Origin of the sequence: Aestuariimicrobium sp. p3-SID1156, assembly GCF_025144225.1 — a bacterium.
Taxonomy (GTDB): domain Bacteria; phylum Actinomycetota; class Actinomycetes; order Propionibacteriales; family Propionibacteriaceae; genus Aestuariimicrobium.
Map to the genome: position 1 here is coordinate 48,941 of NZ_JALXXB010000002.1, position 22,588 is coordinate 71,528.

The window sequence follows — 22,588 nt, forward strand, 5'->3', positions numbered from 1 at the left end:
CCCATGGCACACTGGGTCCCAGGTCAAGAATGCGTCCCCAACCCCTCGGAGTGGGCGCATGGCAACCGGTAACCGCTCCGGTGCCTTCCGAGGAAGACCTGGCGTTCGGGCGTTCGCCCGCGTCAAGCGGTCTCGTTCCAGCGAGACCTGGAACGAGGAGTGCCATGTCCACCATCCCGCCCTTCGCCGACTGGACCCGTCCCTTCCCGGACGGCCAGATCAGGGTTTCCTTCCCGCCCGGCAAGGCAGATTTTTCGACGCGCCGCCGCGAGCCGGGCGAGCCCGTCGCCGAGTCCTACCTCAGCAATGTCGTCCGCATCCCCACCGATACGGGCCCGGTCGACCTCACCCCGAGCAGCGACCGCGTGAGTGTCGCACCGTCCGAGGTCTACGGTCCCGCGTGTCACATGGTCTGGTTCGTCAGCTCGTCCCATGGTTTCAGTCGCGCCATGACCCAGCCCGAGCAACACCTGCACCAGCAGCGCTTCACCGAACTGCTCGACCTGCAGGGCTGGTCCTGGCGTCCCGCCACCTGTTTCCCGACCGGACGCCAGTGGATCGAACTCGGGTCCGTTCTGCTCCAGACCCCCGAGTCCGACTGGGGCCCCGACGAGGTCCTCTTCCTCGCCCATCAATTCGGTCAGGACGCGGTCATCCGCTGGGACGCCGAGGGTTTCACCGCCCTGCCGACGCCGTCGGTGGCCACCCCCGAAGCACACAGTCACACCGTCCCCGTCTCAGCCGAACTCGCAGCCGGCGGTTGCCCACTGGTCGGCGGACGTGACGAGTGGTGCAAGCGGGAGGGCGGCCCGTGGACGAGCGGTTCCATCACCGCTGCGGCCGTGTGGCAGCAGCACCGCCGGATGCTCGTCGACGCGCTGGGCTGCGGCGTGTGCGGGGGTGGTCCGCACAGTCCAGGGCGCGCGGTCCTGGCGCGTGAGCTCTTCCTGCCCTCGCGCCAGGGCGGCTGGCAGTGGGGAGCCCCACTGTCCCGGGACGAGGTCAACTGAGACTGCGGCGGCGTCCGGGAAACCTCCACCGGGCGCCGCCGGAGGTTCAGCCCTGCCGAGCGCCGAGGTCCTCGATCAGGCGCTCGGCGAGTTCGGCCGAGGATTGCGGGTTCTGTCCGGAGTACAGGTTGCCGTCGACCACTACATGGGGACGCATCGGCAGGATCGCCTTGTCGTACTCGATGCCCGCCTCCTTCAGGGCGTCCTCGAGCAACCACTTGGCCTTCCACGCGAACGGGTTGAGGCGCTCTTCCGCATTGGACAGGCCGGTCATCGTCCGGCCGGCGAAGGCGTTGGTGCCATCGGGCCTGGTTGCGGCGAGGGCAGCAGCGGGGGCGTGGCACAGCATGGCGATCGGGCGGCCCTCCTCGAGGCGCGTGGCCAGCAGGCGCCCGGAGACCTCGTCATGGGACAGGTCCTCCATCGGGGCATGACCGCCGGGGTAGAAGACGAGGTCGTACTGGGTCTCGTCGACCTGGTCCAGCGGCACCGGAGCGTTGAGCTGGTCCTGGATCGAGGCGAGGTATTCCTTGATCTTCTCCCGCTTGCCGGGCATCCCGCCGGTGATGCCAAGGCTCAGCTCGTCCACGGTCGGGGCGATGCCGCCGGGGGTGGCGATGGTGATGTCCCAGCCGGCCTCGGTGAACAGGCGGTGGGGTTCGGCCAACTCCTCGGCCCAGTAGCCGGTCGGGTGGGTTTCCCCGTCCTTCAACGTCCAGACGGTGGCTGCGGACACGACAAACAACACGGTGGTCATGGGATTCCTTCCGTTCAGGTCACCAGTCTGTGCGCCGAGCCGGGGACGCCGAGGGGTTTTGCGCGAATCGCCCTGCGCCCGAATCACTCCGGCCCTTGAGCGTCGCGCCGACCTCGAGTTCGCCCGCTTGGGTCACGCGGCAGCCGTAGGCCAGCCGCGCTCCCGGACGCAGGGATTTCAACAGCGACCGGTCTTCGGCCCCCGTCAGCGGATGATGGTTGATGACGATGCACCGGTCGAGTTCCCGCTCCACCTCGAGCTCGACCTCTCCGAACCGCAGCACATCTCCGGGGCGGAGTGAGAGCGGGGCGTCCCGGTCATCAAGCACGATGTTGGCCCGGTAGCGATCCACGTCGCCGGGCAGGTGGTCCAACTCCGAACGCAGCAGGACGCTGACCGGAGAACTCCAGATGAACCGTGCACCACCGTCTGATCGAGCAAGCCGCACCTCGTGGCGGACCCAGTCCGAGAGACGCTCAGCGAGGCGTCCCCGATGGATCACCGACGGGATGTGTCGCTGGTAGTAGCGAACCTCCCGGATCTGTCCACCGAACAGCGCCTCCTTCGCCTCGGGCAGCTCGTCAGCGGCGACGTGGAGCCCCACCATCGACGGGAAATCCGTGGCACGCACACAGACCAGGTCCGGCCAGACCGGCGCCCACAGCCGGTCACCCACGACGCCGTTCGCATCCACCTGCACCCGCTCGAGGGAGTGCCAGGAGACACCCTTCACCGGCGTCAGGCCCAGCCGCTCGATCGTCGCCATCTCAGTGCTGCATGTCGACGAAGCGTGAGTAGTGGCCCTGGAAGGCCGTGGTGATGGTGTCCGTTGGGCCGTTACGGTGCTTGGCAACGATCATGTCCGCCTCGCCGGGCCGGTTGTCCTTGTCGTAGACATCCTCACGATGGAGCAGGATCACCATGTCCGCATCCTGCTCCAAACTGCCGGATTCGCGAAGGTCGGAGAGCATCGGCTTCTTGTCGCCACGTTGCTCGGGGCCTCGGTTCAGCTGCGAGAGGGCGATGACCGGAACCTCGAGTTCCTTGGCCAGCAGCTTGATCTGGCGGCTGAACTCCGAGACCTCCAACTGGCGGCTCTCGACCTTCTTGCCGGAGGTCATCAGCTGCATGTAGTCGATGATGACCATCTTCAGGTCATGGCGTTGCTTCAGTCGCCGCGCCTTGGCCCGGATCTCCATCATGGTCAGGTTGGGGGAGTCGTCGATGAACAGCGGCGACTCCGAGATCAGCCCGGTCTTGGCGACCACGCGCCGCCAGTCCTCGTCGTTCATCTTGCCGCCGCGGATCGAGCCCAGGAACACCTGCGCCTCCGCGCTCAGCAGGCGCATCACGATCTCGGTGTGACTCATCTCGAGGCTGAAGAAGACGGTGGTCAGCTTGTTCTTGATCGCCGCCGCTCGCGCGAAGTCCAGCGCCAGCGTCGACTTACCGACCGCAGGACGCGCCGCGATGATGATCATCTGCCCCGGGTGCAGCCCATTGGTCAGCTGGTCAAGGTCCTGGAAGCCGGTGGGGACGCCGGACATGATCCCCTTGCGTCCCTCGATCGCCTCGATCTCGTCAATGGTGGGCTCGATCAGTTCCGAGAGCGGCCGGTAGTCCTCACTGGCACGCCCGTCGGCGACCTCGTAGACCGCCTGCTGGGCGGCGTCCACGATGTCGGCCACGTCACCGGCGCCCTGGTAGCCGAGCTGGGCCACCTTGATGGACGCCTCCACCAACCTCCGCAGCACAGCCTTGTCGTGCACGATCTCGGCGTAATAGCTGGCATTCGCCGCCACCGACACGGACGCCAACAGGTCGGCCAGGTAGACATGTCCTCCGACGCGTCCGATTTCGCCGCGCTTGCTGAGCTCGTCGGCGACAGTGATGGGATCGGCCGGCTCGCCGCGTCCGTAGAGGTCGAGGATCGCGTCATAGATCATCTCGTGCGCGGGCCGGTAGAAGTCGCGCCCCTTGAGCACCTCCACCACATTGGCGATGGCGTCCTTGCTCATCAGCATGGCGCCGAGCACCGACTGCTCAGCCGCCACGTCCTGCGGGGGAGTGCGATCGATGGCCTCGTCGAAGCCCTCGCTCATGCCGGGTCCCTTCTCTCGAACCGAATTCTGTGCAGGCTATCCGCCCGCTCCGACACGACCTGCACCCCCACTGCGGCAGCAGGATCGCCTCACGCTACGCACACTCTCTGCCGGACGCAAGCAGAGTTATCCACAGGCTTGTTCCAACCCTGTGGAGAGCGGTGGACGCCACGCGGAAATGCCTGTGGACAAGGTGGACAGGTCTGTGGAGAAGTCATTCACCCACGTCGAGATATTCGCCCTGACTAGGGGTGATGGCGAGACGCGCCGAAATTTTCGCCCATCGGACTTGTTGACAGTTCAGCCAGGGTGTGCCTCCCTGCGGCCAACGGGGAGGGGTTCGTGTGCCTTCGTTGTCCACAGTCCCTGGTGTTTTCCCCAGCCAGCCCGCAGTTGATCATGTGACCTGCGCTGACCTCCCCTCCAGCTGTGCAAGGGCGGCACGAGATCTGGTACCCACCCTTGATTGCATTACCCCAGGGGGGTATCGTGTGGGACGTGACCGAGCACCATCATCACCACGGCTACATCAGCCAGAAGGATGCCTACCTCACGCGGCTCCGTCGGATTGAAGGGCAGGCCCGTGGCCTGCACCGGATGGTCGAGGAGGACAAGTACTGCATTGACATCCTCACCCAGATCTCGGCCATGACAAGCGCCCTGGAAGCGGTGGCCCTTGGCCTTCTCGAGGACCATCTCAGCCACTGCGTCGTCGACGCAGCCCGCCGGGGCGGCCCCGAGTCGGATGCCAAGATCGCCGAGGCGACCGCGGCCATCCGGCGCCTGGTCAAGTCCTGAGCGTTCCTGGGCCCAGGCCCTGGGCGCCAGGTCGCGTCCACAACCCACCCGCTCCGCCCACCCAGAGGAGAACCCCATGATCACCAACTACACCGTCACCGGCATGACCTGCGGCCATTGCGTCAGCGCCGTCACCGAAGAGGTCAGCGCCCTCCAGGGCGTCGACCAGGTCGAGGTCAGCCTCGACAACGGCGGCACCATGGCCATCACCAGCGCCCAGCCCATCGAGTTGGACGCCGTCAGGGCTGCCGTCTCCGAGGCCGGCAACTACGAGGTGGCGCAGGCCTGATGACCTCCACACCTGACCTCGACACCCGCACCCGTTCGCCGCAGCGAGCCCCCCAGGCCGACCCGATCGAACTCGACATCCAGGGGATGACCTGCGCGTCCTGTGCCGCGCGCATCGAGAAGAAGTTGAACAAGGTCGAGGGTGTCGAGGCCAGCGTGAACTACGCCACCGAGAAGGCCCACATTCTCGCCCCCGAGGGCGTCCACGCCGCTGAGCTGATCGGCGTCGTCGAGAAGGCCGGCTACGGCGCCTCGATTCCGACGCCGGATTCCCAGCCGGTCGACCGGGCCGCCCAGCTGCGCACCCGCCTGATCGTCTCGGTGATCCTCTCGGTGCCGATCATGGTCGTGTCCATGATCCCTGCCCTGCAGTTCCCGGGTTGGCAGTGGGCCGCCCTGGTCGCCGCGCTCCCGGTCTGGCTGTGGGCCGGCTGGCCCTTCCACAAGTCCACCCTGGTGAACCTGCGCCACGGCGCCACCACGATGGACACCCTCATCACGATGGGCACCACCGCCGCCATGGGCTGGAGCATCTACGCGCTCCTGTTCACCCATGCCGGTGACATCGGCTTCACCCACGGCTTCGACTTCACTCTCGACCGCGCCATGTCCGGCGCCAATGTCTACTTCGAGGCCGCCGTCGCGATCATCACCTTCCTGCTGGCCGGCCGCTACATCGAGGCCCGCAGCCGCAAGGAGGCAGGTGCCGCGCTCCATGCCCTGCTCAGCATGGGCGCGAAGCAGGCCACCGTCCTGCGCGACGACCAGGAAGTCGACATCCCGATCGAAGAACTCGCCGTGGACGACGTCTTCGTCGTCCGCCCCGGGCAGAAGGTCGCCACCGACGGAGTGGTCCTGACCGGCAACTCGGCCGTCGATGCGTCCATGATCACCGGCGAGTCAGTGCCGGTCGAGATCGGCCCCGAGTCGACCGTGGTGGGCGCCACCATCAACACCACGGGACGCCTGACAGTCCGCGCCACCGCGGTCGGCGCCGACACCCAGCTCGCGCACATCGCCCGCCTGGTCGAGCAGGCGCAGACCGGCAAGTCGGCGAGCCAGCGCCTGGCGGACAAGATCTCCGGCGTCTTCGTGCCGATCGTGCTGCTCATCGCGCTCGGCACCTTCCTCACCTGGCTGCTGCTCGGCGAATCGGTCTCCTTCGCGGTGACCGCTGCCGTCGCCGTGCTGATCATCGCCTGCCCCTGTGCCCTGGGCCTGGCCACTCCCACCGCCCTGCTGGCCGGAACCGGACGAGGTGCTGAGCTCGGCATCGTCATCCGGGGGGCAGAGGTCCTGGAACAGGCGCACGACATCGACACCATCGTGCTCGACAAGACCGGCACCCTCACCACCGGCCAGATGTCGGTCGGCGAGGTCTCGGTCTCCGCCGAGGACACCACCACCGCCCAGGTGCTGGGCATCGCGTCGGCCCTGGAGGGATCCTCGGAGCACCCGATCGCCCGCGCCATCGCGGCTGCCGGCACCCCGGCCGGCCGGGTCGAGGACTTCGAGAACCTGCCCGGGCTGGGCATCCGTGGCCGCATCGACGGCACCAGCTACCACCTCGGCAACCGCGCCCTGATGGGCGACCTCGGCCTCGAGGTGCCCGAGGGCCTGGTGAGCGCCTCCCAGCGCGCAGCCCTGCAGGGGGCCACCCAGGTCTTCGTCGCCGGCGAGGATCGCGTGCTGGGCATGATCGCCGTGCAGGACACCCTGAAGGAGACCTCCGCCCGAGCCGTCGCGGAGTTCAAGGAACTGGGCCTGGCCCCGGTCATGCTGACCGGCGACAACGAGCATGCCGCGCGCAGCATCGCGGCCGGGGTCGGCATCGATCAGGTCTTCTCCGACGTCCTGCCCAGCCACAAGCTCGACGTGGTCCGCGACCTGCAGGAAAAGGGCCACCGCGTGGCCATGGTCGGTGACGGTGTGAATGACGCCGCCGCCCTCACTCGCGCCGATCTCGGCATGGCCATGGGGAGCGGGACCGACGCCGCCATCGCTGCGTCCGACATCACCCTGATGCAGCCCGACCTGCTGCTGGCCGGGGACGCCATCAGGCTCTCGCGACGCACCCTGTCGACCATCAAGGTGAACCTGTTCTGGGCCTTCTTCTACAACGTGATCGCCATCCCGATCGCAGCCCTGGGCTTCCTCAACCCGATGTTCGCGGCCGCGGCGATGGCCTTCAGCTCCGTCTTCGTGGTGGGCAACTCCCTGCGTCTGCGTGGCTTCGAGCGGACGCGCTGACTCGCCATCGGGTAAGGATTCTCAGGAAAAATTTGGGTTCTCTCAGCGTGGCGCCTAGACTGCCTCTGTTTGCTGACGCTCGCTGAGAGGTACACCCCCGTGAAGAAGCTTTCCCGCGGCCCGATCATTGCGCTGTCCAGCGTGCTGGGCCTGGGCCTGGTGGGTGGCGGTTCCGCTGCCGCCATCGCGCTCGACAAGGACACCGTCACCCTCACGGCTGACGGTTCCGAAAAGCAGGTCTCGACCCGCGCGAAGACCGTGCAGCAACTGCTGGACCAGCAGGGCATCTCGGTCTCCGGGCGCGACGTGGTCCAGCCCTCGCTCGACACCCCCATCCAGGACGGTGCGGCCGTGACCGTGCTCTACTCGCGCCCGGTGACCCTGACCGTGGACGGCTACAAGGTCACCCGCTGGACGACCGCCCGCACCGTGGACGCCGCCCTGCGCCAGCTCCGCCTGGACAACCCGAAGAACATCGTGTCGACCAACCGCTCGACCACCATCGGACGCCAGGGGCTCTCGCTGGACATCACCACCCTCAAGAAGGTGGAGGTGAAGACTGCCAAGGGAACCACGGTCGTCGAGGTACCCAGCAACGCCACCCTGGCCGAGGCACTGAAGAAGGCCGGCGTCACCTTCGCCGCCCCCGATGTCGCCTCGCCCGCCATCACCACCCCGGTCAGCCAGGCTGCTGCGGTGACCTACCAGGACGTCAAGCACCGCCCTATCATCGCCAAGGAGGAACTCCCCTTCAGGACGATCGAGAAGGAGGACAGCACCCTGGCCAAGGGCACCCGCAAGGTCGTCACCAAGGGTGTCAAGGGCATCCGCGAGAACACCATCCGCCAGGTCTGGGTGGACGGCAAGCGCGCCAAGGACCAGAAGCTCACCTCGAAGGTGACCCGCAAGCCCGTGGACGAGGTGATCCTGGTCGGCACCAAGGAGGAGCAGAAGCCCGAACCGGTGAAGACCGAGTCGAAGACCTCCTCGAAGTCCACCTCGAGCTCCTCGACCTCGACGCGGAGCAGCTCCTCGACCTCCTCGAAGACCAGCTCCTCGACCTCGAGCAAGTCCACCTCCTCCACCGGCTCGAGCGGTAGCTCGGCCACGCCGAAGGCCGGCGGCTACTCCGGGTCCTGCGAGGCCTCGATGTACTGGGACCCGCAGCCCACCGCCTCCGGTGAACAGTTCAACCCCTGGGCCATGACTGCCGCCCACAAGACCCTGCCGATGGGTACCCGACTGAAGGTCACCAATGTGGCGACCGGCAAGTCCGTGGTGGTCCGCATCAACGACCGTGGCCCCTACATCGCCGGACGATGCCTGGACCTCGCCAAGGGTGCCTTCCTGCAGATCGCCCCGGAGTCCGCTGGCGTCGCCCAGGTCACCTACGTGCAGGTCTGAGCCCGCGGAAGGGCTCGGGAATCCTCGCGACCCATCCAGAGCACCCCGTGAGGCGTCAGCCCACCCTGGTCATGCAGGGTGGGCTGACCCCTTCAGGGTGGCCTGTCCTTGCAGGCGGTCTGTCCCGGCAGGTGCCCAGCCCAGTGCCGGTTCCCTGAGAACCCCCTCGTCCGCTTGAACCCAGAAAAATTTTTCGCCGCCTCGGCGTGTCATGACCCCCACCCTGATGTCCAAGCCCTGACAAGGGTAAATGGCGAGCGCTTCTACCCGTCCACACCCGTCTGAACCCCCTCAACCCTCAACCACCGCTCAAGTTGAGTTTTGTCTGAGAATTTTCAGGGGTTATTGTGAATCGACCGTCGGGGACATCCCCCGAACACCAGCCGCCACGAGCCCCAGGTTCGGGCACCACATTCTGGAGAACGATGTCCAAGATTCGTCACGCCGCTGTCGCCCTGGCCGCTGTCGCCACCGCTGCCACCGGCAGCCTGGTTGCCGCCCCGCAGGCCAACGCCATGACCACCTCTGAGGCGAAGTACTGCTCGACCGGGCCCAATGTCTACTGCGCGATGTACTACGCCCGCGGGACCAACTACAACGCCAAGTACGGCACCAGCAACAGCGCGGTCCGCAACCTGCAGAAGGCGCTCATCGAGGTTCGTCTCGGCCCCTCCGCCGGCGCCACCGGCTACTTCGGCTCGCAGACCAAGGCCGCGCTGGTCAGGTACCAGGCCAGCCGCAAGCTGCGCCAGACCGGCGTCCTGGACTACTCCACCCTGTATGCCCTGCGCGTGGGCGCCGGCCAGAAGGTGGCCGTGGCGACCACCCCCGTGTCCACCTCCGGGACCACCGTGAGTGGTGGCTACTCCGGCTCCTGCGAGGCCTCGCACTACTGGCAGCCCCAGCCCACCGCCTCCGGTGAGTGGTTCGACGGCACCAAGCTGACCACCGCCCACAAGACCCTGCCGATGGGCACCCGCCTGAAGGTCACCAACAAGGCCAACGGCAAGTCGGTCATCGTGCGCGTCAACGACCGCGGCCCCTACATCGCGGGTCGCTGCCTGGACCTGTCGAAGGCCGCTTTCTCCCAGATCGCTCCCACCTCCCGGGGCGTTGCCCAGGTGAGCTACGTGCAGGTCAAGTGATCTGACCTTCCACAGCATTCGGCCCCCGCTCCGCTGGAACGGGGGCCGAACTGTTGTTGTCAACGGGACGCCCGGGGCATGGCTTTGGTCAGGCCCGCCTGCCCGTCACACTCCCTGCCGTCAGGCCCCGTAGCGCGTCTTGGCCCGCTGCAGGGCAGCCACATAGCCTGCCCGCTCGTAGCCGCTGGCCCTGGCCTCCTCGGGAACGGCAAGCATTCCGCGGACCCGGTCCAGGGTGAGGTCCTTTCGGGAGAGCCACTGGCCCAGGCCGTCCACCAGCGTGCTGGCATAGCCGCGCCCGTGCCGCACGAGCGCGGAGGTGGTCATCACCACATCCGCCCCGGCGAGCAGGTACTTCACCACGTCGTCGACGGTCTCCACGCCCGAGGTGCCGGCCAGGGACGCCCGGAGCTTGCCATGGAGCACGGCAATCCACGTCCGTGGCAGTCGTGCCTCGAACGGGGTGGAGAGTTCCACGCCGGGGACGACCTCGAGCCGCTCGATGTCGATGTCGGGCTGCAGGAAGCGGTTGAACAGCACCAGCCCGTCGGCCCCGGCCTCGTCCAGTGCGATCGCCATCTGGCCCACCGAGGAGAAGTAGGGGCTCAGTTTCACCGCCACCGGGATGTCCACGGCCTGCTTCACCCCCGCCAGGATCTCCAGGTGCCGCTCCTCGACCTCGGCGCCGGTGACCCCCAGATCACCGGGCACCATGTAGATGTTGAGCTCCAGCGCGGCCGCGCCGGCGTCCTGCAGTTGACGGGCGGTGTCGACCCACCCGCCGTGGGTGGCCCCGTTGAGGCTCGCGATGAGCGGGATGTCGATGGCCTTGGCGGCGTCCTCGACCAGCTGGAGGTAGTTGCGGATGATGTCCTGGCTGCCGAGCTCCTCCGGTTCCGGGAAGTAGTTCAGGGCTTCCGCGAAAGCCTCCTCGTGGCGCTCCAGCAGGGCGACCTGGCGGGCCTCCTGGCGCCGGATCTGCTCCTCGAACAGGGAATACATCACGACCGCACCCAGTCCGGTGTCGGCCAGTTCCTTGATGCCCTCCACCGACTGGGAGAGGGGTCCTGCCGAGGCGACCAGTGGGCTGCGCAGGTCCAGCCCGAGGTAGCGGGTCGCCAGGCTCGGGGATGCCCCGGTCTCGGCGACGTCGTTCAGCTCCGCCGCCGGCCCCTGGGGCTCTGGGGTCAGGTAGGTCAGCGGGGCTCGCTTGGCCATCGTTGCTGCCGAGGCGGCAGCGGCCATCACCGCCTCGTAGTTGTCCAGACCCGGCCCCTGGGAGGCCAGCTCGCGGGCGTTCGGCGCCCGCCGCGAGAGCTCCGCCTGCTGCTGGGCAGTCTTCGCATACTGCTCCTGCTCACTCATGACAGTGCCTCGTCTTCCAGGTGGGCATCGGACGCGAAGGCCGACGCGGGGCGGGTGGCCAGGTCCTCATACTCCGCCCACCGGCGTTCGACCTGGCGCTGGGCCAGGTTGAGCAGCCGATCGGCCTCCTCCGGGTTGGTCTGCTTCAGCATCTTGAACCTGAGCTCGCGCGAGTGGTACTCGGCCAGTGAGATGCGGGGACGCGGGGAGTCCAGCAGGAAGGGGTTCCCGCCCTGCTGGCGGATGACCGGGTTGTACCGCATCAGCGGCCAGTGCCCGGAGTTCACCGCCTTGTACTGCTGGTCCAGGCCCTTGCGGATGTCGATGCCATGGGCGATGCAGTGGCTGTAGGCCAGGATCAGGCTCGGCCCGTCGTAGGCCTCGGCCTCGCGGAAGGCCTTCAGTGTCTGCTGCGGGTCAGCGCCCATCGCCACGCGGGCGACATAGACCGAACCGTAGGAGACCGCCTGCATGGCCAGGTCCTTCTTGTTGGTCTCCTTGCCACCGGAGGCGAACTTCGCCACCGCACCCAGCGGGGTCGCCTTCGACGACTGCCCACCGGTGTTGGAGTAGACCTCGGTGTCCAGCACCAGGACGTTGACGTCGCGCCCGGAGGCCAGCACGTGGTCCAGGCCGCCGGAACCGATGTCGTAGGCCCAGCCATCACCACCGACGATCCACACTGAACGGCGGAGCAGGTGGTCGGAGACCGAGCGCAGGTCGGCAGCCAGTGGGCCCTCGAGGTCGGCCAGCTTCTCCTCCAGCCGGCGAACTCGCTCGGACTGGGCCAACAGTTCGGACTCGGCGACCTGGGGAGCGTTCAGAATGGCGTCCACCAGCTCGTCATCATCGATCTGCTCGCGCAACTGCTCCAGGCGGGTACGCGCCAGCTTGGTGTGCTGGTCAGCCGCCAGGCGCAGGCCGAGGCCGAACTCGGCATTGTCCTCGAAGAGCGAGTTCGACCAGGCCGGTCCGCGCCCTTCAGCATTGCGCGCCCAGGGGGTGGTGGGCAGGTTGCCGCCGTAGATGGAGGAGCAGCCGGTCGCATTGGCCACCGTCGTCCGGTCACCGAAGAGCTGGGTCAACAGCTTCAGGTAGGGCGTCTCACCGCAGCCGGCGCAGGCGCCGGAGAACTCGAACAGCGGCTGCAGGAACTGCGTCCCGCGCACGGTGCCGAAGTCGATGTGCTGCTTGTTGTTCTGCCGGATCGACTCGAAGAAGGCCACGTTCTGCCTCTCGGTCTCCCGCTCCAGCACCGGCGCCAGGTTGATCGCCTTGCGCTGGGGCTGACCGATCGGACGCACGGGGCAGGCCTCCACACAGAGCCCGCACCCGGTGCAGTCCTCCGCGTAGACCTGTAGCGTGTAGTGCGAGCTGGGCAGGCCGGCCGCGACCAGGGGGGCAGCGAGCCACCCCTCCGGTGCCTCCGAGAGCCGGGAGTCATCGTAGTGCTTGGCCCGGATCACCGAATGCGGGCAGACGAAGGCGCAGTTGCCGCACTGGATGCAGGCCTCCGGGTCCCACACCGCGATGATGTCGGAGATGTTGCGCTTCTCGTACTGCGTGGTGCCCGAGGGGTAGGTGCCGTCGATCGGCAGCTTGGACACCGGAAGGTCGTCACCGCGCCCAGCGAGCATCGTGGCGGTCACATCGCGCACGAACTCGGGCGCGTCCGCCGGGACGGGAGGCAGCAGCCCGTGCTCGGAGGTCACCCGGCCCGGCACCTCGATGTGGTGCAGGTGGCTGACCGCCATGTCGACGGCGGCATGGTTCTTGGCCACGATCTCCATCGACTTGCGGGCATAGGTCTTGGTGATTGCCGCCTTCTGCTTCTCGATGGCGACGTCACGGGGCAGCACGTCGGAGATCGCGAAGAAGCAGGTCTGCAGCACCGTGTTCGTGCGTCCCCCCAGACCGGCGGCGCGGGCGACCTCATTGGCATTGATGGCGTAGAGGTCGATGTCCAGGTCAAGGATGCGCTGCTGCATGGTGTCGGGCAGCCGGTCCCAGACCTCCTCGGCCGGGTAGGGGGAGTTCAGCAGCAGGACGGTGCCCTTGCGGGCGAACTCCAGCACATCGACCCGCTCCAGGATCGACCAGTGGTGGCAGCCGATGAACCCGGCAGCATTCACCAGGTAGGGCGCCTTGATCGGTTCGGCCCGAAACGCAGGTGCGAAACGGTGCGCGAGCCGGACTTCTTGGAGTCGTAGACGAAGTAGCCCTGGGCGTAGAACTCGTCCTCGGATCCGATGATCTTGATCGTGTTCTTGTTGGCACCCACGGTGCCGTCCGAACCCATGCCGTAGAAGACGGCGCGCTTGGTGCGCGGATCCTCCAGATCGAGGTCGGAGGAGTACTCCAGGGAGGAGTGGGTGACGTCGTCGTTGATCCCGATGGTGAACCGCGGCTTCGGGTTCGGGCGGGCCATCTCCTCGAGGATGCCCACCACCATGCCCGGGGTGAACTCCTTCGAGGACAGGCCGTAGCGTCCGCCGATGACGGTCGGCATGCCCTGCCGGCGCCCGGTGGAGGCAGCCTCGCCCAGGGCGGCGACCACGTCGAGGAACAGAGGCTCGCCGCCCGAGCCGGGCTCCTTCGTGCGGTCGAGCACGGCCAGGGTGCGCACCGTCTGCGGCAGCGCGTCCAGCAGCTGGTCGACGGGGAAGGGGCGATAGAGCCGGATGTGCAGCATGCCGACCTTCGCGTCCGGGTCCTTCTCGGTGAGCGCGTCGACGGTCATGCCGACGGTCTCGGCACCTGAGCCCATCACCACGATCACGCGCTCGGCCTCCGGGTGGCCGACGTAGTCGACGAGGTGGTAGCCGCGGCCGGTGAGCTCGGCGAACTCGTCCATGACCTGCTGGACGATGTCGGGGGTGCGCGCGTAGAAGGGGTTCACCGTCTCGCGGGACTGGAAGTAGACGTCCGGGTTCTGTGCGGTGCCACGGATGAACGGGTTGGCGGGGCTGAGCGCCCTGGAGCGGTGCTCGAGGACCAACTCATCGGGTACCAGCGCGCGCAGGTCGTCATCGGTGAGCAGTTCGAGGGTGTTCAGCTCATGGCTGGTCCGGAAGCCGTCGAAGAAGTGCAGGAAGGGGATTCGGGTACGCAGTGTCGCAGCGTGGCTGATCAGCGCGAAATCGTGAGCCTCCTGAACGGACGCCGAGGAGAGCAGCGCGAAACCGGTCTGCCGCACGGCCATGACGTCCTGGTGGTCCCCGAAGATCGACAGGCCCTGGGTGGCCAGGGAGCGCGCGGCGACGTGGAAGACGGTGGAGGTGAGCTCGCCGGCGATCTTGTACATGTTCGGGATCATCAGCAGCAGGCCTTGGGAGGCGGTGAAGGTGGTGCTCAGCGCACCGCCCTGCAGGGCCCCGTGCATGGCGCCGGCGGCACCGGCCTCGGACTGCATCTCGATCACCGTCGGGGTCTCGCCCCACAGGTTGGTGCGGCCCTTGGCCTCCCACTCATCGGCCAGCTCGGCCATGGTGGAGGACGGGGTGATCGGGTAGATCGAGCACAGCTCGCTCAGCCGATAGGCGACGTCGACCGCTGCCTCGTTGCCGTCGATGATGGCCTGGCGCCGCTGGACGTCGTTGAGGCGGTGGAAGACACGCGCGCCGGCGGGGGCTTCGGCCGATGGGCCGGTGCCCGAGGAGTTCGTGTCAGTGCCGGTGCGGGCGGGAACGGGGTTCGTCGTTGGGGCGGTCATCGCAGGCCCTCCGGGATCATCTCGATGGCGTGTACGGGGCACTGGTCGTAACAGGTGGCGCAGCCGGTGCACTTCTCGTAGTCGAACCGGTAGCGATGGCCCTTGCCGAGCTTGATGATGGCGTCCTCGGGGCAGGCACCCAGGCAGCCGTCGCACTCGAAGCAGTTGCCGCAGGACAAGCAGCGCTTGGCCTCGAAGAGGGCCTCCTCGGGCGTGAGGCCGGCGACCACCTCGCCGAAGTCGCTGCGCTGCTCGAGGGCGAGTTCCACGTGCTCGCGGCGTCCATGACCCCCGAAGTACCAGGGATTCATCATGTCGAAGGTGACCACGGGGTGCTTGGGGCCCCTCTCGGGGTTGGCGCGATTCAGCCAGACGTCGATCTGGCGAGCGGCCTTCTTGCCGTGGCCAACGCCGATGGTGACGGTGCGGTCGGAGGGGACGGCATCGCCGCCGGCGAAGATGCCGGGAACGTCGGTCATCAGCGACTGGGAGTCGACCTTGACCACGTCGTCGTCGAACTGCATCCCCGGGATGCCGTGCAGGAACTGGGTGTCAGCGCGCTGGCCGAGGGCGAGGATGACGGTGTCAGCCTCGAGCTGCTCGAACTTGCCGGTGCCGACGGCCCTGCCGTTCTCGTCGAGCTCCATGATCTCGACGGTGAGGGCGTCCTCGTCCATGGACTGGATGGTGCGCAGCCAGTTCATGGTGATGCCCTCGCGTTCGGCCTCCTCGGCCTCGATCTCGTGGGCGGGCATCTGCTCGCGGGTGCGCCGGTAGACGACCACCGACTCCTCGGCACCCAGGCGCCGGGCGACGCGGGCGGCATCCATGGCGGTGTTGCCACCACCGTAGACCGCGACCCGGCGCCCGATGAGGGGACGCTCGCCGCTGGCCACGTCACGCAGGAAACTCACCGCGTCGACGATCCTGCTGGCGTCCGCGCTGGGGATGTCGATGCGCTTGGACAGGTGGGCGCCGACCGCCACGAAGACCGCGTCAAAGCGGCCCTCGGCCTGCTCGGTGGCCAGGTCGGTGACGGTGTGGTTCTGGGTGAAGACGATGCCGAGCTGTCGGAGACGGTCGATCTCGGCGTCCAGGACGTCACGCGGGAGGCGGTACTCGGGAATGCCGTAGCGCATCATGCCGCCCGGCAGCTCGGAGGAGTCGCGGATCTCGACGCGGTGGCCGAGAATCGCCAGGTGGTAGGCGGCCGACAGGCCCGAGGGTCCCGAGCCGATCACCAGGACGCGGAATCCGGTGTGGACGCGGGGCGTGTCGAACTGCCATCCGTGCTCGATGGCCTGGTCGCCCAGGTAGCGCTCGACCGAGTGGATGGAGACGGCCTCGTCCAGATCCTGACGGTTGCAGGCGGTCTCGCAGGGGTGGTAGCAGACGCGGCCGTGGATGGCGGGGAAGGGGTTGTCACGGGTGAGCTGCCGCCAGGCCGCCTCGACCTGGCCGGCCTTGATCAGCCGCAGCCACTCCTGGATGTTCTCGCCTGCCGGGCAGCCCGCATTGCAGGGTGGCAGCAGGTCCAGGTAGATCGGCATGCGGGTGCGGACGGGGCCGACCCGCCCGGACGTCGTGCCGAGGTCCGGGGGAGCGGTCATGTCCTGGGGCTGGGTGCTCATATCGGATCCCTTCTCCGGGGACAGTGGTTGCCAGCGTTGGCAACTACAGCCGATAGTAGTCCCCGCCCCCGGGGGCGTCTGAAGCAGGTCGCACCCCGGGGCAGGATGGGCTCAGGCGGACGCCTTCTTCATCCATTCGTCGAGGTCCTTGCCGACCGACTCGGGGCTGCCCCCCAGTCCCGAGCTGGTTGCAGTGACGTATCCGCCGCCGCCCAGGTCGATGACGCAGACATTGGACGGCTGCCTGCTGTTCTCGGGGGAGGCGTCACCGCAGACTGCGCCGTTGACCACCACCGGGTTGCGGAGCCGTGCTCGTGCCTGGGAGCCGTCGCCGACCGGGATCACCATGACCACCATGCCGCCGGGGACGCCATCGGAGCGCTGGTAGACGTTGATCACGGAGGTGGTGGCGGAGGTGTCGGTCTTCTTCCAGACGCTGAACTCGGTCGGCGGCTTGAGGCCGGCGGCGGAGGTGCTCTTCCACTGGCCGGGGTCAGCGGGCACGTTGCCGGAAGGGACACTGCTGGCGCTCGACTCGGTGGCGCTGGGGGAGTCGGAGGCGCTGGGGGAGTCGGTGCCCGAAGACGACTCGCTGTTGGTGGGGGAGTCGGTGGAGGTTTCAGAGCTCGGAGCGGTCGAGCTCTCCTCGGAGGAGCTCGAGGTGGACTGCTGCACCGTCTGGGTGCTGACCGGGGTGGCGGACGGCCCGGTCTTGTCGTCCCCGCCGCGGGTGAGGAAGTAGACGCTCGCGGCCACCAGGGCCACAGCCAGCAGGCCGACGGTGAGGATCAGGGGGAGTCGGGACGTGGCCTTCGGCTCGGAGGCGTCCACGGCGCTGGAACCCGTGGGATGCTGCGGGGGGCCAGGGTAGGGCTGCGAACCGTTGTACTGCGGCTGACCGTTGTACTGCGGCTGACCGGGGTACTGCGGCTGACCGGGGTATTGCGGCTGACCCGAGTACTGCCGCTCTCCCGGGTAGGACTGGCCGCCGGCCTGGGGACCGGGGCCACCCGGCGAAGGGTGCGAGGGAGTTGGCTGCCACTGGGGCCCCGGCTGCCCCTGGGGATGGGGCTCCGACTGTCCCTGGGGCTGGGGCTGGCGGATGTGGCGGGTGGTGGCGAGGTCCTCATCCGCGGGCTGTGAAGGATACGGACGCCCGGTGAAGGGATCGCGTCCCTGTTCGGGACGGGAATTGCCCCATGAGGAGTTGTCAGGCTGGGACGAGGGAGAGTTGGTGTCCGACATGGTTCTTCTTCCGGTAGCAGTACTGCCCACCCCCGGGACGGGAGCGGGCAGTACAGGTGCTGTCGTGAACTACTTGGCGGAGTCCAGGCAGTAGGTGCGCTTGGTCTTGCCGCTGTAGGTCTGGTACCTGCTGCCCGAGGTGCAGAGGCTCTTGTCGGCCTTGCCGTCCACTCGCTTGGTGACCTTGATGTCGCTGTACAGGTTGCTGGACTTGTCGCAGGCCACGGTCTTGTAGCCGAACTCATCACCCGTCGACTTGGTGTAGCACTTGCCCTCGCCCAGGTTGTTGAGCAGGCAGTAGCGCTTGAAGGGGACGCCGTCGCGGGTCAGGGTGTACTGGGCGTAATCGGTCGGGCAGGTGGAGCCGCTGGTGACCATTCCCACGGTGAAGCCGAGGCCGGAGGTGTCGCCACAGTCGACCTTCGAGATCTTGTACATCGGGGTGTCCTTGGTGAGCGAGATGCACTCACCTTCCTTGATGTTGGCGTTGGCCAGCGTCTGGGCGGTGGTCGACTCCTCGCTGCTGGTCGACTCCTCGCTGCTGGTCGACTCCTCGCTACTGGTCGACTCCTCGCTACTGGTGGTCTCCTCGGTGGAGGTGGTTTCCTCGCTCGAGGTGGACGCCTCGGTGCTCTGCTGCTCGGACGACTGGGAGGTGCTCTGAGCTGGAGTCGTGGTGGCGACCTCGGGCTCCTTGTCCCGGGTGAGGAAGTAGGTCAGACCGACGATCGCAGCCAGCGCCAGAGCGATCAGGCCAACGATGAGCGGAGTGTTCGACTTCTTCTGGGGCGGCTCGGGAGCGAAGTTCTGCTGCCCGTACCCACCACTGGGGGGCTGGCCGTAGCCACCGCCCTGACCGTACCCGGCCTGGGTCTGGGGCTGGCCGAAGCTGTTCTGCTGTCCATACTCAGGTGCGGGCTGCTGCCCATAGCCCTGCGCGGGCTGCTGCCCATAGCCCTGCGCGGACGGCTGCTGGCCGTACTGCGGCGCCGAGGGCTGACCGTAGGGACTGCTCTGGGGCTGTCCGGGCCCGCCCTGGCCGTAGCCGCCTGGCTGTCCGGGGTTCTGCGAGTTGTAGGGCGGGTTGCTCATGGTCATTCACTCCTGTAAGGCTCAAACGGAAGTGCTTGAATGCTATTCGGACTTGGTGTCATCGTCAGCATCCAGCGCTTTTTCGAGTCGGACGATCTTCCCCTCAAGCTCGCCGGTCCAGCCGGGGCGTACGTCGGCCTTGAGCACCAGGGACGCCCGCGGGCCGTATTCCAGGACGGCTTCGGTGGCTCGGCGAACGACCTCCATGCACTCCTGCCACTCCCCCTCGATGGTGGTGAACATGGCGTCGGTGCGATGGGGCAGGCCAGACTCGCGCACGATCTTCACGGCGGCGGCGACGGCGTCATGCACAGAACCATCGGGGTTGTCATTGCCCATCGGGGACACGGAGAAAGCGATCAGCATGGGTCGAGTGTGTCACAGCGACACACTGCGATCACAGCTCGCCACGACGTCGGGGTCGTGGGTGATCACGAGCACGGGACGCCCTGCGGCGGCGCGCCACAGGTCGTCCATGAGGGCGGTGGCAGTCTCCCGGTCCAGATGCTCGGTCGGCTCGTCCAGCACCCACACGTCACTGTCATGGGCGAACAGTCGGGCCATGGCCAGGCGTCTGGCTTCACCCCCACTCAGGGTCGAGCCGGCCTCCCCGAGGAAGCGGTCGGGGGCCAGCGGGAGGCGGGCAAGGTCGAGAACCTGCTGAATGCGCTCGCTGCTGGCGTCCTTGTCACCTATGCGGATGTTCTCGGCGACCGTGGTGGAGAACACATGCGCGTCCTGGGCGAGGTAGCCGAGACGGCCGCCGGTGGTCACGGCCCCGGCCTGCGCGGGAATGGCGCCGAGGATCGTGGCGGCGATCGTGGTCTTGCCGGCGCCGGAGGGGCCGACCAGGGCGACCCGCTCCCGCGGACCGACGGTGAGGGAGAAGTCGCGCACAACCGGGTCGTGGCCGGGCCAGCCGATCGTCGCGTGTGAGACATCGATGCCGGGGGTGTCGGCGGAACTGTCCAGGGGCAGGTCGCCCACCCCGACCGGCGCAGCGGTGATGACCTCATCGAGGCGCTCGAGTGCGGAGCGCGTCCGGGTGAAGGTTTGGGCGGACTGCGTCAGGTTGGCCAGCACCTCGTGCATCGCGAGCGGCACCAGCGCGAGAACTGCCAGGAGGCGCGGAGCCATACGTCCATCGGTCACAGCCTGCCCTCCGATCAGCAGCGCGGCCGCCACGGCGACGCCGGTCGCTGCCAGCTGGGCACCCTGGGCCAGGCCGCGGGTCCACGCCGTGCGGCGTTCGATCTCGCGCAGGGCATGGTCGCGTTCGGCGAGGCGGGCGAGGGTGGCGGCGGTGTGGCCGTTGGCGACCAGATCGGTGGTGGCGCGGGCGAGCTCGTGGAACTCATCGGCCAGGCGTCCACGGGCGGGAGCGACCTCAGCATCGAGGCGGTGGGTGGCCCGCTGGGCGGCGACCGGCACGACGACCCCCGCCAGGACGGAGGTGGCGAGCAGGACCAGTGCGGTCAGGGGCGAGAAGCGTCCCAGCATGACGGTGGTGCCGAGGATGACCAGGGAGGCGGAACAGAACGGGAGGATGACGCGGACCACCAGGTCATTGATGGCGGAGACGTCGGCGATGACTCGCTGGAGCAGGTCGCCGCGGCGGCGCCCGAGCAGGGTGGTCTGGCTGAGGGCATCGTAGGTGCGCAGGCGCAAGGCCTGCTGGAGGCGGAGGGCGAGGTCGTGCCCGACCAGGCGCTCGACGTAGCGGAAGACGCCGCGCGAGATGCCGAAGAAGCGGACCCCGACGGCGGCTGCCTGGAGGTAGAGCACGGGTGGGAACTCCGCGGCGCGGCTGAGCAACCAGCCGGAAACCCCCATGAGGGCGACCGAGGCGCCGGAGGCTGCGGCGGCCAGCAGGATGGAGGCGACCAGCCGCCATCGCGCGCCGGGGACGGCAGTGAGGAGGCTGCGGAGCATGGCGGTGGTGGGGGCGGACTTCATGCGTCCGCCCCTGCCGGGAGGTTGGCCGGGGTGAGGGCGATGACGCGGTCGGCGCGGGAGATGACGGCGGGGCGGTGGGTGACGACGATGGCGCCGGCGCCTGAGGCCTTCACACTGTCCAGGACGCGGGCCTCGGTGTCGGCGTCGAGGCCGGCGGTGGGTTCGTCGAGGATGAGCCAGGTCGCCTGGCCGTGGCGGATGCGGACCAGAGCACGGGCGAGGGCGACGCGGCGGCGTTCGCCGGCCGAGAGGCCCTCGCCGAGGTCTTCGACCGGCTTGTCGACGGGCAACTCGCAGCTTGCGAGGCGCAGGGCTTCGGTGACCTGCTCATCGGTGGCGGTGGGGAGGCCGAGGCGGACGTTGTCGGCGACAGTGCCACGGACCATGCCCGGGGTCTGGGGGACCCAGGCGATCCTGGCCCACCACTGCTCGCGGTCGAGGGCGGAAATCGGGTGGTCGCCCAGCAGGATGCGTCCCGAGGTGGGGGTGGTGAAACCAGCGATGAGGGTGAGGAGGGTGGACTTGCCGACTCCCGAAGGCCCGGTGAGGGCGAGGACCTCGCCGGGGTGGGCGGTAAGGGTGAGGTTGTCGATGACCAAGTGGTCGGCGCCGGGGTGGCGGTAGGTGAGGTTCTCGACGAGGAGGCGCGCATCGGGCGGTGGGACGGGGGCAGACGACTGGGCTGGGAGGGACGGGGCGGGGCCGTCGATGATGGCGAAGGCGGCGTCGGCGGCGGCGACCCCGTCGGCGGAGTCGTGGAAGTGGACCCCGACCTGGCGGACGGGCAGGAATGCCTCCGGGGCCAGGACCAGGACGAAGAGGGCGGTGGTGAAGTCGACGTGCCCGAAGACGACGCGGAAGCCGATGGTGACGGCGACGACGGCGACCGAGAGGGTGGCGAGGAATTCGAGGGCGAAGCTGGAGAGGAAGGAGACGCGCAGGGTCTTCATCGTCTCGCGACGGTTGGCATCCTCGGTCAGGATGACGCCGCGGCGCTGGGCGCGGGCACGGCTGAAGGCCTGCAGGGTGGGCAGGCCCTCGATCAGGTCGGCGAAGTGGTTGGCGAGCCGGTCCGCGACGGCGAATCGGCGGGCCACGGACTGTTGGGTGGTCCAGCCGATCAGGGCCATGAAGACCGGGATCAGCGGGAGGGTGAAGGCGACGATGATGGCCGACTGCCAGTCCGCCCAGAGGATGGCAGCGCCGATGATGAAGGGCACGACGACGGCCAGGCCGAGCTGCGGGAGGTAGCGGGAGAAGTAGCCGTCGAGGTCGTCGAGGCCCTGGGTGGCGACCCGCATCAGGCTGGCCGAACTGACGTCGGTACGGACGGGGTTGCTCAGTCGGGCGGCGGCGAGGTCGCGACGGAGCTCGGACTTCACCTCGGCGGCGGCGCGGTGGGCGAGGGTCTCGCTGGTCCAGGCGAGCAGGCCGCGAGCGGCGAACACGCCGATGAGGCCGAGGATCTGGCCGGTGAAGGGTGCAACGGTGCGGGCGTTGAAGATCCCGACGATGCAGTGGGCGAGCAGCCAGGCCTGGGCGATGAGGAGCCCGGCGGAGATGACCCCGACCAGGACGCTCGCCGCGACGTAGCGCTTGGTGGCCTGGACTCGTTGGAGGAGCCGTGGGTGGATCGGGCCGGCCACTGCTCTCCTCTCTCGGGGGTTCTCGGGTTGTCCTCGAACGGGCATCGAACAACCTACCGGGTCGAGATGATGGCCAGAAATGGTCCCGGCCGGACCTTTCGTGCCCGTTCGAGGACATCGGGGCTGGAGGTCTTCCCGTTGACACCCGGGTGTGAACGGAGCAACGACAAGGCCCCACCCGTGAACC

16 protein-coding genes, 1 pseudogene and 1 riboswitch are annotated in these 22,588 nt (G+C 68.0%); of the genes and pseudogenes, 6 read left to right on the top strand and 11 right to left on the bottom strand.

Going from position 1 to position 22,588, the window contains the following annotated elements:
* The first annotated feature begins 21 nt into the window (after positions 1-21).
* A riboswitch (SAM riboswitch) is annotated at positions 22-135 on the top strand.
* A 29-nt stretch (positions 136-164) separates the two neighbouring features.
* Complete coding sequence (locus M3G03_RS02955; protein WP_259807980.1) at positions 165-1,010, top strand: DUF3293 domain-containing protein; 846 nt, start codon at positions 165-167, stop codon at positions 1,008-1,010.
* A gap of 46 nt (positions 1,011-1,056) precedes the next feature.
* On the opposite strand, the gene M3G03_RS02960 is transcribed toward M3G03_RS02955, so the two are convergent.
* From M3G03_RS02960 to dnaB, 3 genes are read right to left on the bottom strand one after another with little or no spacing between them, the layout of a single operon-like run.
* A complete protein-coding gene (locus M3G03_RS02960; protein ID WP_259807981.1) occupies positions 1,057-1,767 on the bottom strand; it encodes a type 1 glutamine amidotransferase domain-containing protein in 711 nt (236 codons plus the stop codon).
* Between the two features lie 19 nt (positions 1,768-1,786).
* Positions 1,787-2,533, bottom strand: a complete 747-nt coding sequence (locus M3G03_RS02965) for an MOSC domain-containing protein (RefSeq protein WP_259807982.1) — start codon at positions 2,531-2,533, stop codon at positions 1,787-1,789.
* A gap of 1 nt (position 2,534) precedes the next feature.
* The gene (gene dnaB, locus M3G03_RS02970) at positions 2,535-3,869 is read right to left on the bottom strand and encodes a replicative DNA helicase (RefSeq protein WP_259807983.1); all 1,335 of its coding nucleotides are present in this window, start codon (positions 3,867-3,869) and stop codon (positions 2,535-2,537) included.
* 498 nt (positions 3,870-4,367) lie between these two features.
* Between dnaB and M3G03_RS02975 the strand changes: the two genes are divergently transcribed.
* The 5 genes from M3G03_RS02975 (at position 4,368) to M3G03_RS02995 (ending at position 9,754) form a co-directional block, all read left to right on the top strand.
* Entirely contained in the window at positions 4,368-4,667 is a 300-nt protein-coding gene (locus M3G03_RS02975) for a metal-sensitive transcriptional regulator (protein ID WP_259807984.1), read from the top strand.
* Positions 4,668-4,743: 76 nt separating this feature from the next.
* Positions 4,744-4,956 (top strand): heavy-metal-associated domain-containing protein, encoded by a 213-nt coding sequence (locus tag M3G03_RS02980; RefSeq protein WP_259807986.1) that lies wholly within the window; start codon positions 4,744-4,746, stop codon positions 4,954-4,956.
* A complete protein-coding gene (locus tag M3G03_RS02985; RefSeq protein ID WP_259807988.1) occupies positions 4,956-7,205 on the top strand; it encodes a cation-translocating P-type ATPase in 2,250 nt (749 codons plus the stop codon). The genes M3G03_RS02980 and M3G03_RS02985 overlap by 1 nt, the downstream gene beginning before the upstream one ends.
* Positions 7,206-7,304: 99 nt before the next feature.
* Positions 7,305-8,609: a septal ring lytic transglycosylase RlpA family protein gene (locus M3G03_RS02990; RefSeq protein WP_259807990.1), complete on the top strand. Its 1,305-nt coding sequence runs from the start codon at positions 7,305-7,307 to the stop codon at positions 8,607-8,609.
* Positions 8,610-9,034: 425 nt separating this feature from the next.
* Entirely contained in the window at positions 9,035-9,754 is a 720-nt protein-coding gene (locus tag M3G03_RS02995; protein WP_259807992.1) for a septal ring lytic transglycosylase RlpA family protein, read from the top strand.
* Positions 9,755-9,874: 120 nt separating this feature from the next.
* Here the strand turns inward: M3G03_RS02995 and M3G03_RS03000 are convergent, their stop codons facing one another.
* From M3G03_RS03000 to cydD, 8 genes and pseudogenes are all read right to left on the bottom strand, one after another.
* Positions 9,875-10,999: a dihydroorotate dehydrogenase-like protein gene (locus M3G03_RS03000; protein WP_396121877.1), complete on the bottom strand. Its 1,125-nt coding sequence runs from the start codon at positions 10,997-10,999 to the stop codon at positions 9,875-9,877.
* Between the two features lie 116 nt (positions 11,000-11,115).
* A pseudogene (gene nifJ / locus M3G03_RS03005) lies at positions 11,116-14,831 on the bottom strand (pyruvate:ferredoxin (flavodoxin) oxidoreductase).
* Positions 14,828-16,462: an NAD(P)-binding protein gene (locus tag M3G03_RS03010; protein ID WP_259807993.1), complete on the bottom strand. Its 1,635-nt coding sequence runs from the start codon at positions 16,460-16,462 to the stop codon at positions 14,828-14,830. Before M3G03_RS03010 ends, nifJ begins: the two are co-directional and overlap by 4 nt.
* Before the next feature lie 111 nt (positions 16,463-16,573).
* Entirely contained in the window at positions 16,574-17,707 is a 1,134-nt protein-coding gene (locus M3G03_RS03015; protein ID WP_259807994.1) for a hypothetical protein, read from the bottom strand.
* Positions 17,708-17,776: 69 nt separating this feature from the next.
* On the bottom strand, positions 17,777-18,799 hold the full coding sequence (locus M3G03_RS03020) for a hypothetical protein (protein ID WP_259807995.1): 1,023 nt from the start codon (positions 18,797-18,799) through the stop codon (positions 17,777-17,779).
* Positions 18,800-18,841: 42 nt separating this feature from the next.
* On the bottom strand, positions 18,842-19,165 hold the full coding sequence (locus M3G03_RS03025) for a thiamine-binding protein (RefSeq protein ID WP_259807996.1): 324 nt from the start codon (positions 19,163-19,165) through the stop codon (positions 18,842-18,844).
* A gap of 12 nt (positions 19,166-19,177) precedes the next feature.
* On the bottom strand, positions 19,178-20,755 hold the full coding sequence (cydC, locus tag M3G03_RS03030; RefSeq protein ID WP_259807997.1) for a thiol reductant ABC exporter subunit CydC: 1,578 nt from the start codon (positions 20,753-20,755) through the stop codon (positions 19,178-19,180).
* On the bottom strand, positions 20,752-22,446 hold the full coding sequence (gene cydD / locus M3G03_RS03035) for a thiol reductant ABC exporter subunit CydD (protein ID WP_259807998.1): 1,695 nt from the start codon (positions 22,444-22,446) through the stop codon (positions 20,752-20,754). The genes cydC and cydD overlap by 4 nt, the downstream gene beginning before the upstream one ends.
* Between the last annotated feature and the right edge of the window lie 142 nt (positions 22,447-22,588).

Coding starts and splice junctions, on each gene's coding strand:
- M3G03_RS02955 (WP_259807980.1), top strand. CDS start 165: ATGTCCACCATCCCGCCCTTCGCCGACTGGACCCGTCCCTTCCCGGAC.
- M3G03_RS02960 (WP_259807981.1), bottom strand. CDS start 1,767: ATGACCACCGTGTTGTTTGTCGTGTCCGCAGCCACCGTCTGGACGTTG.
- M3G03_RS02965 (WP_259807982.1), bottom strand. CDS start 2,533: ATGGCGACGATCGAGCGGCTGGGCCTGACGCCGGTGAAGGGTGTCTCC.
- dnaB (WP_259807983.1), bottom strand. CDS start 3,869: ATGAGCGAGGGCTTCGACGAGGCCATCGATCGCACTCCCCCGCAGGAC.
- M3G03_RS02980 (WP_259807986.1), top strand. CDS start 4,744: ATGATCACCAACTACACCGTCACCGGCATGACCTGCGGCCATTGCGTC.
- M3G03_RS02985 (WP_259807988.1), top strand. CDS start 4,956: ATGACCTCCACACCTGACCTCGACACCCGCACCCGTTCGCCGCAGCGA.
- M3G03_RS02995 (WP_259807992.1), top strand. CDS start 9,035: ATGTCCAAGATTCGTCACGCCGCTGTCGCCCTGGCCGCTGTCGCCACC.
- M3G03_RS03000 (WP_396121877.1), bottom strand. CDS start 10,999: ATGGCCGCTGCCGCCTCGGCAGCAACGATGGCCAAGCGAGCCCCGCTG.
- M3G03_RS03010 (WP_259807993.1), bottom strand. CDS start 16,462: ATGAGCACCCAGCCCCAGGACATGACCGCTCCCCCGGACCTCGGCACG.
- M3G03_RS03015 (WP_259807994.1), bottom strand. CDS start 17,707: ATGTCGGACACCAACTCTCCCTCGTCCCAGCCTGACAACTCCTCATGG.
- M3G03_RS03020 (WP_259807995.1), bottom strand. CDS start 18,799: ATGAGCAACCCGCCCTACAACTCGCAGAACCCCGGACAGCCAGGCGGC.
- M3G03_RS03025 (WP_259807996.1), bottom strand. CDS start 19,165: ATGCTGATCGCTTTCTCCGTGTCCCCGATGGGCAATGACAACCCCGAT.
- cydC (WP_259807997.1), bottom strand. CDS start 20,755: ATGAAGTCCGCCCCCACCACCGCCATGCTCCGCAGCCTCCTCACTGCC.
- cydD (WP_259807998.1), bottom strand. CDS start 22,446: ATGCCCGTTCGAGGACAACCCGAGAACCCCCGAGAGAGGAGAGCAGTG.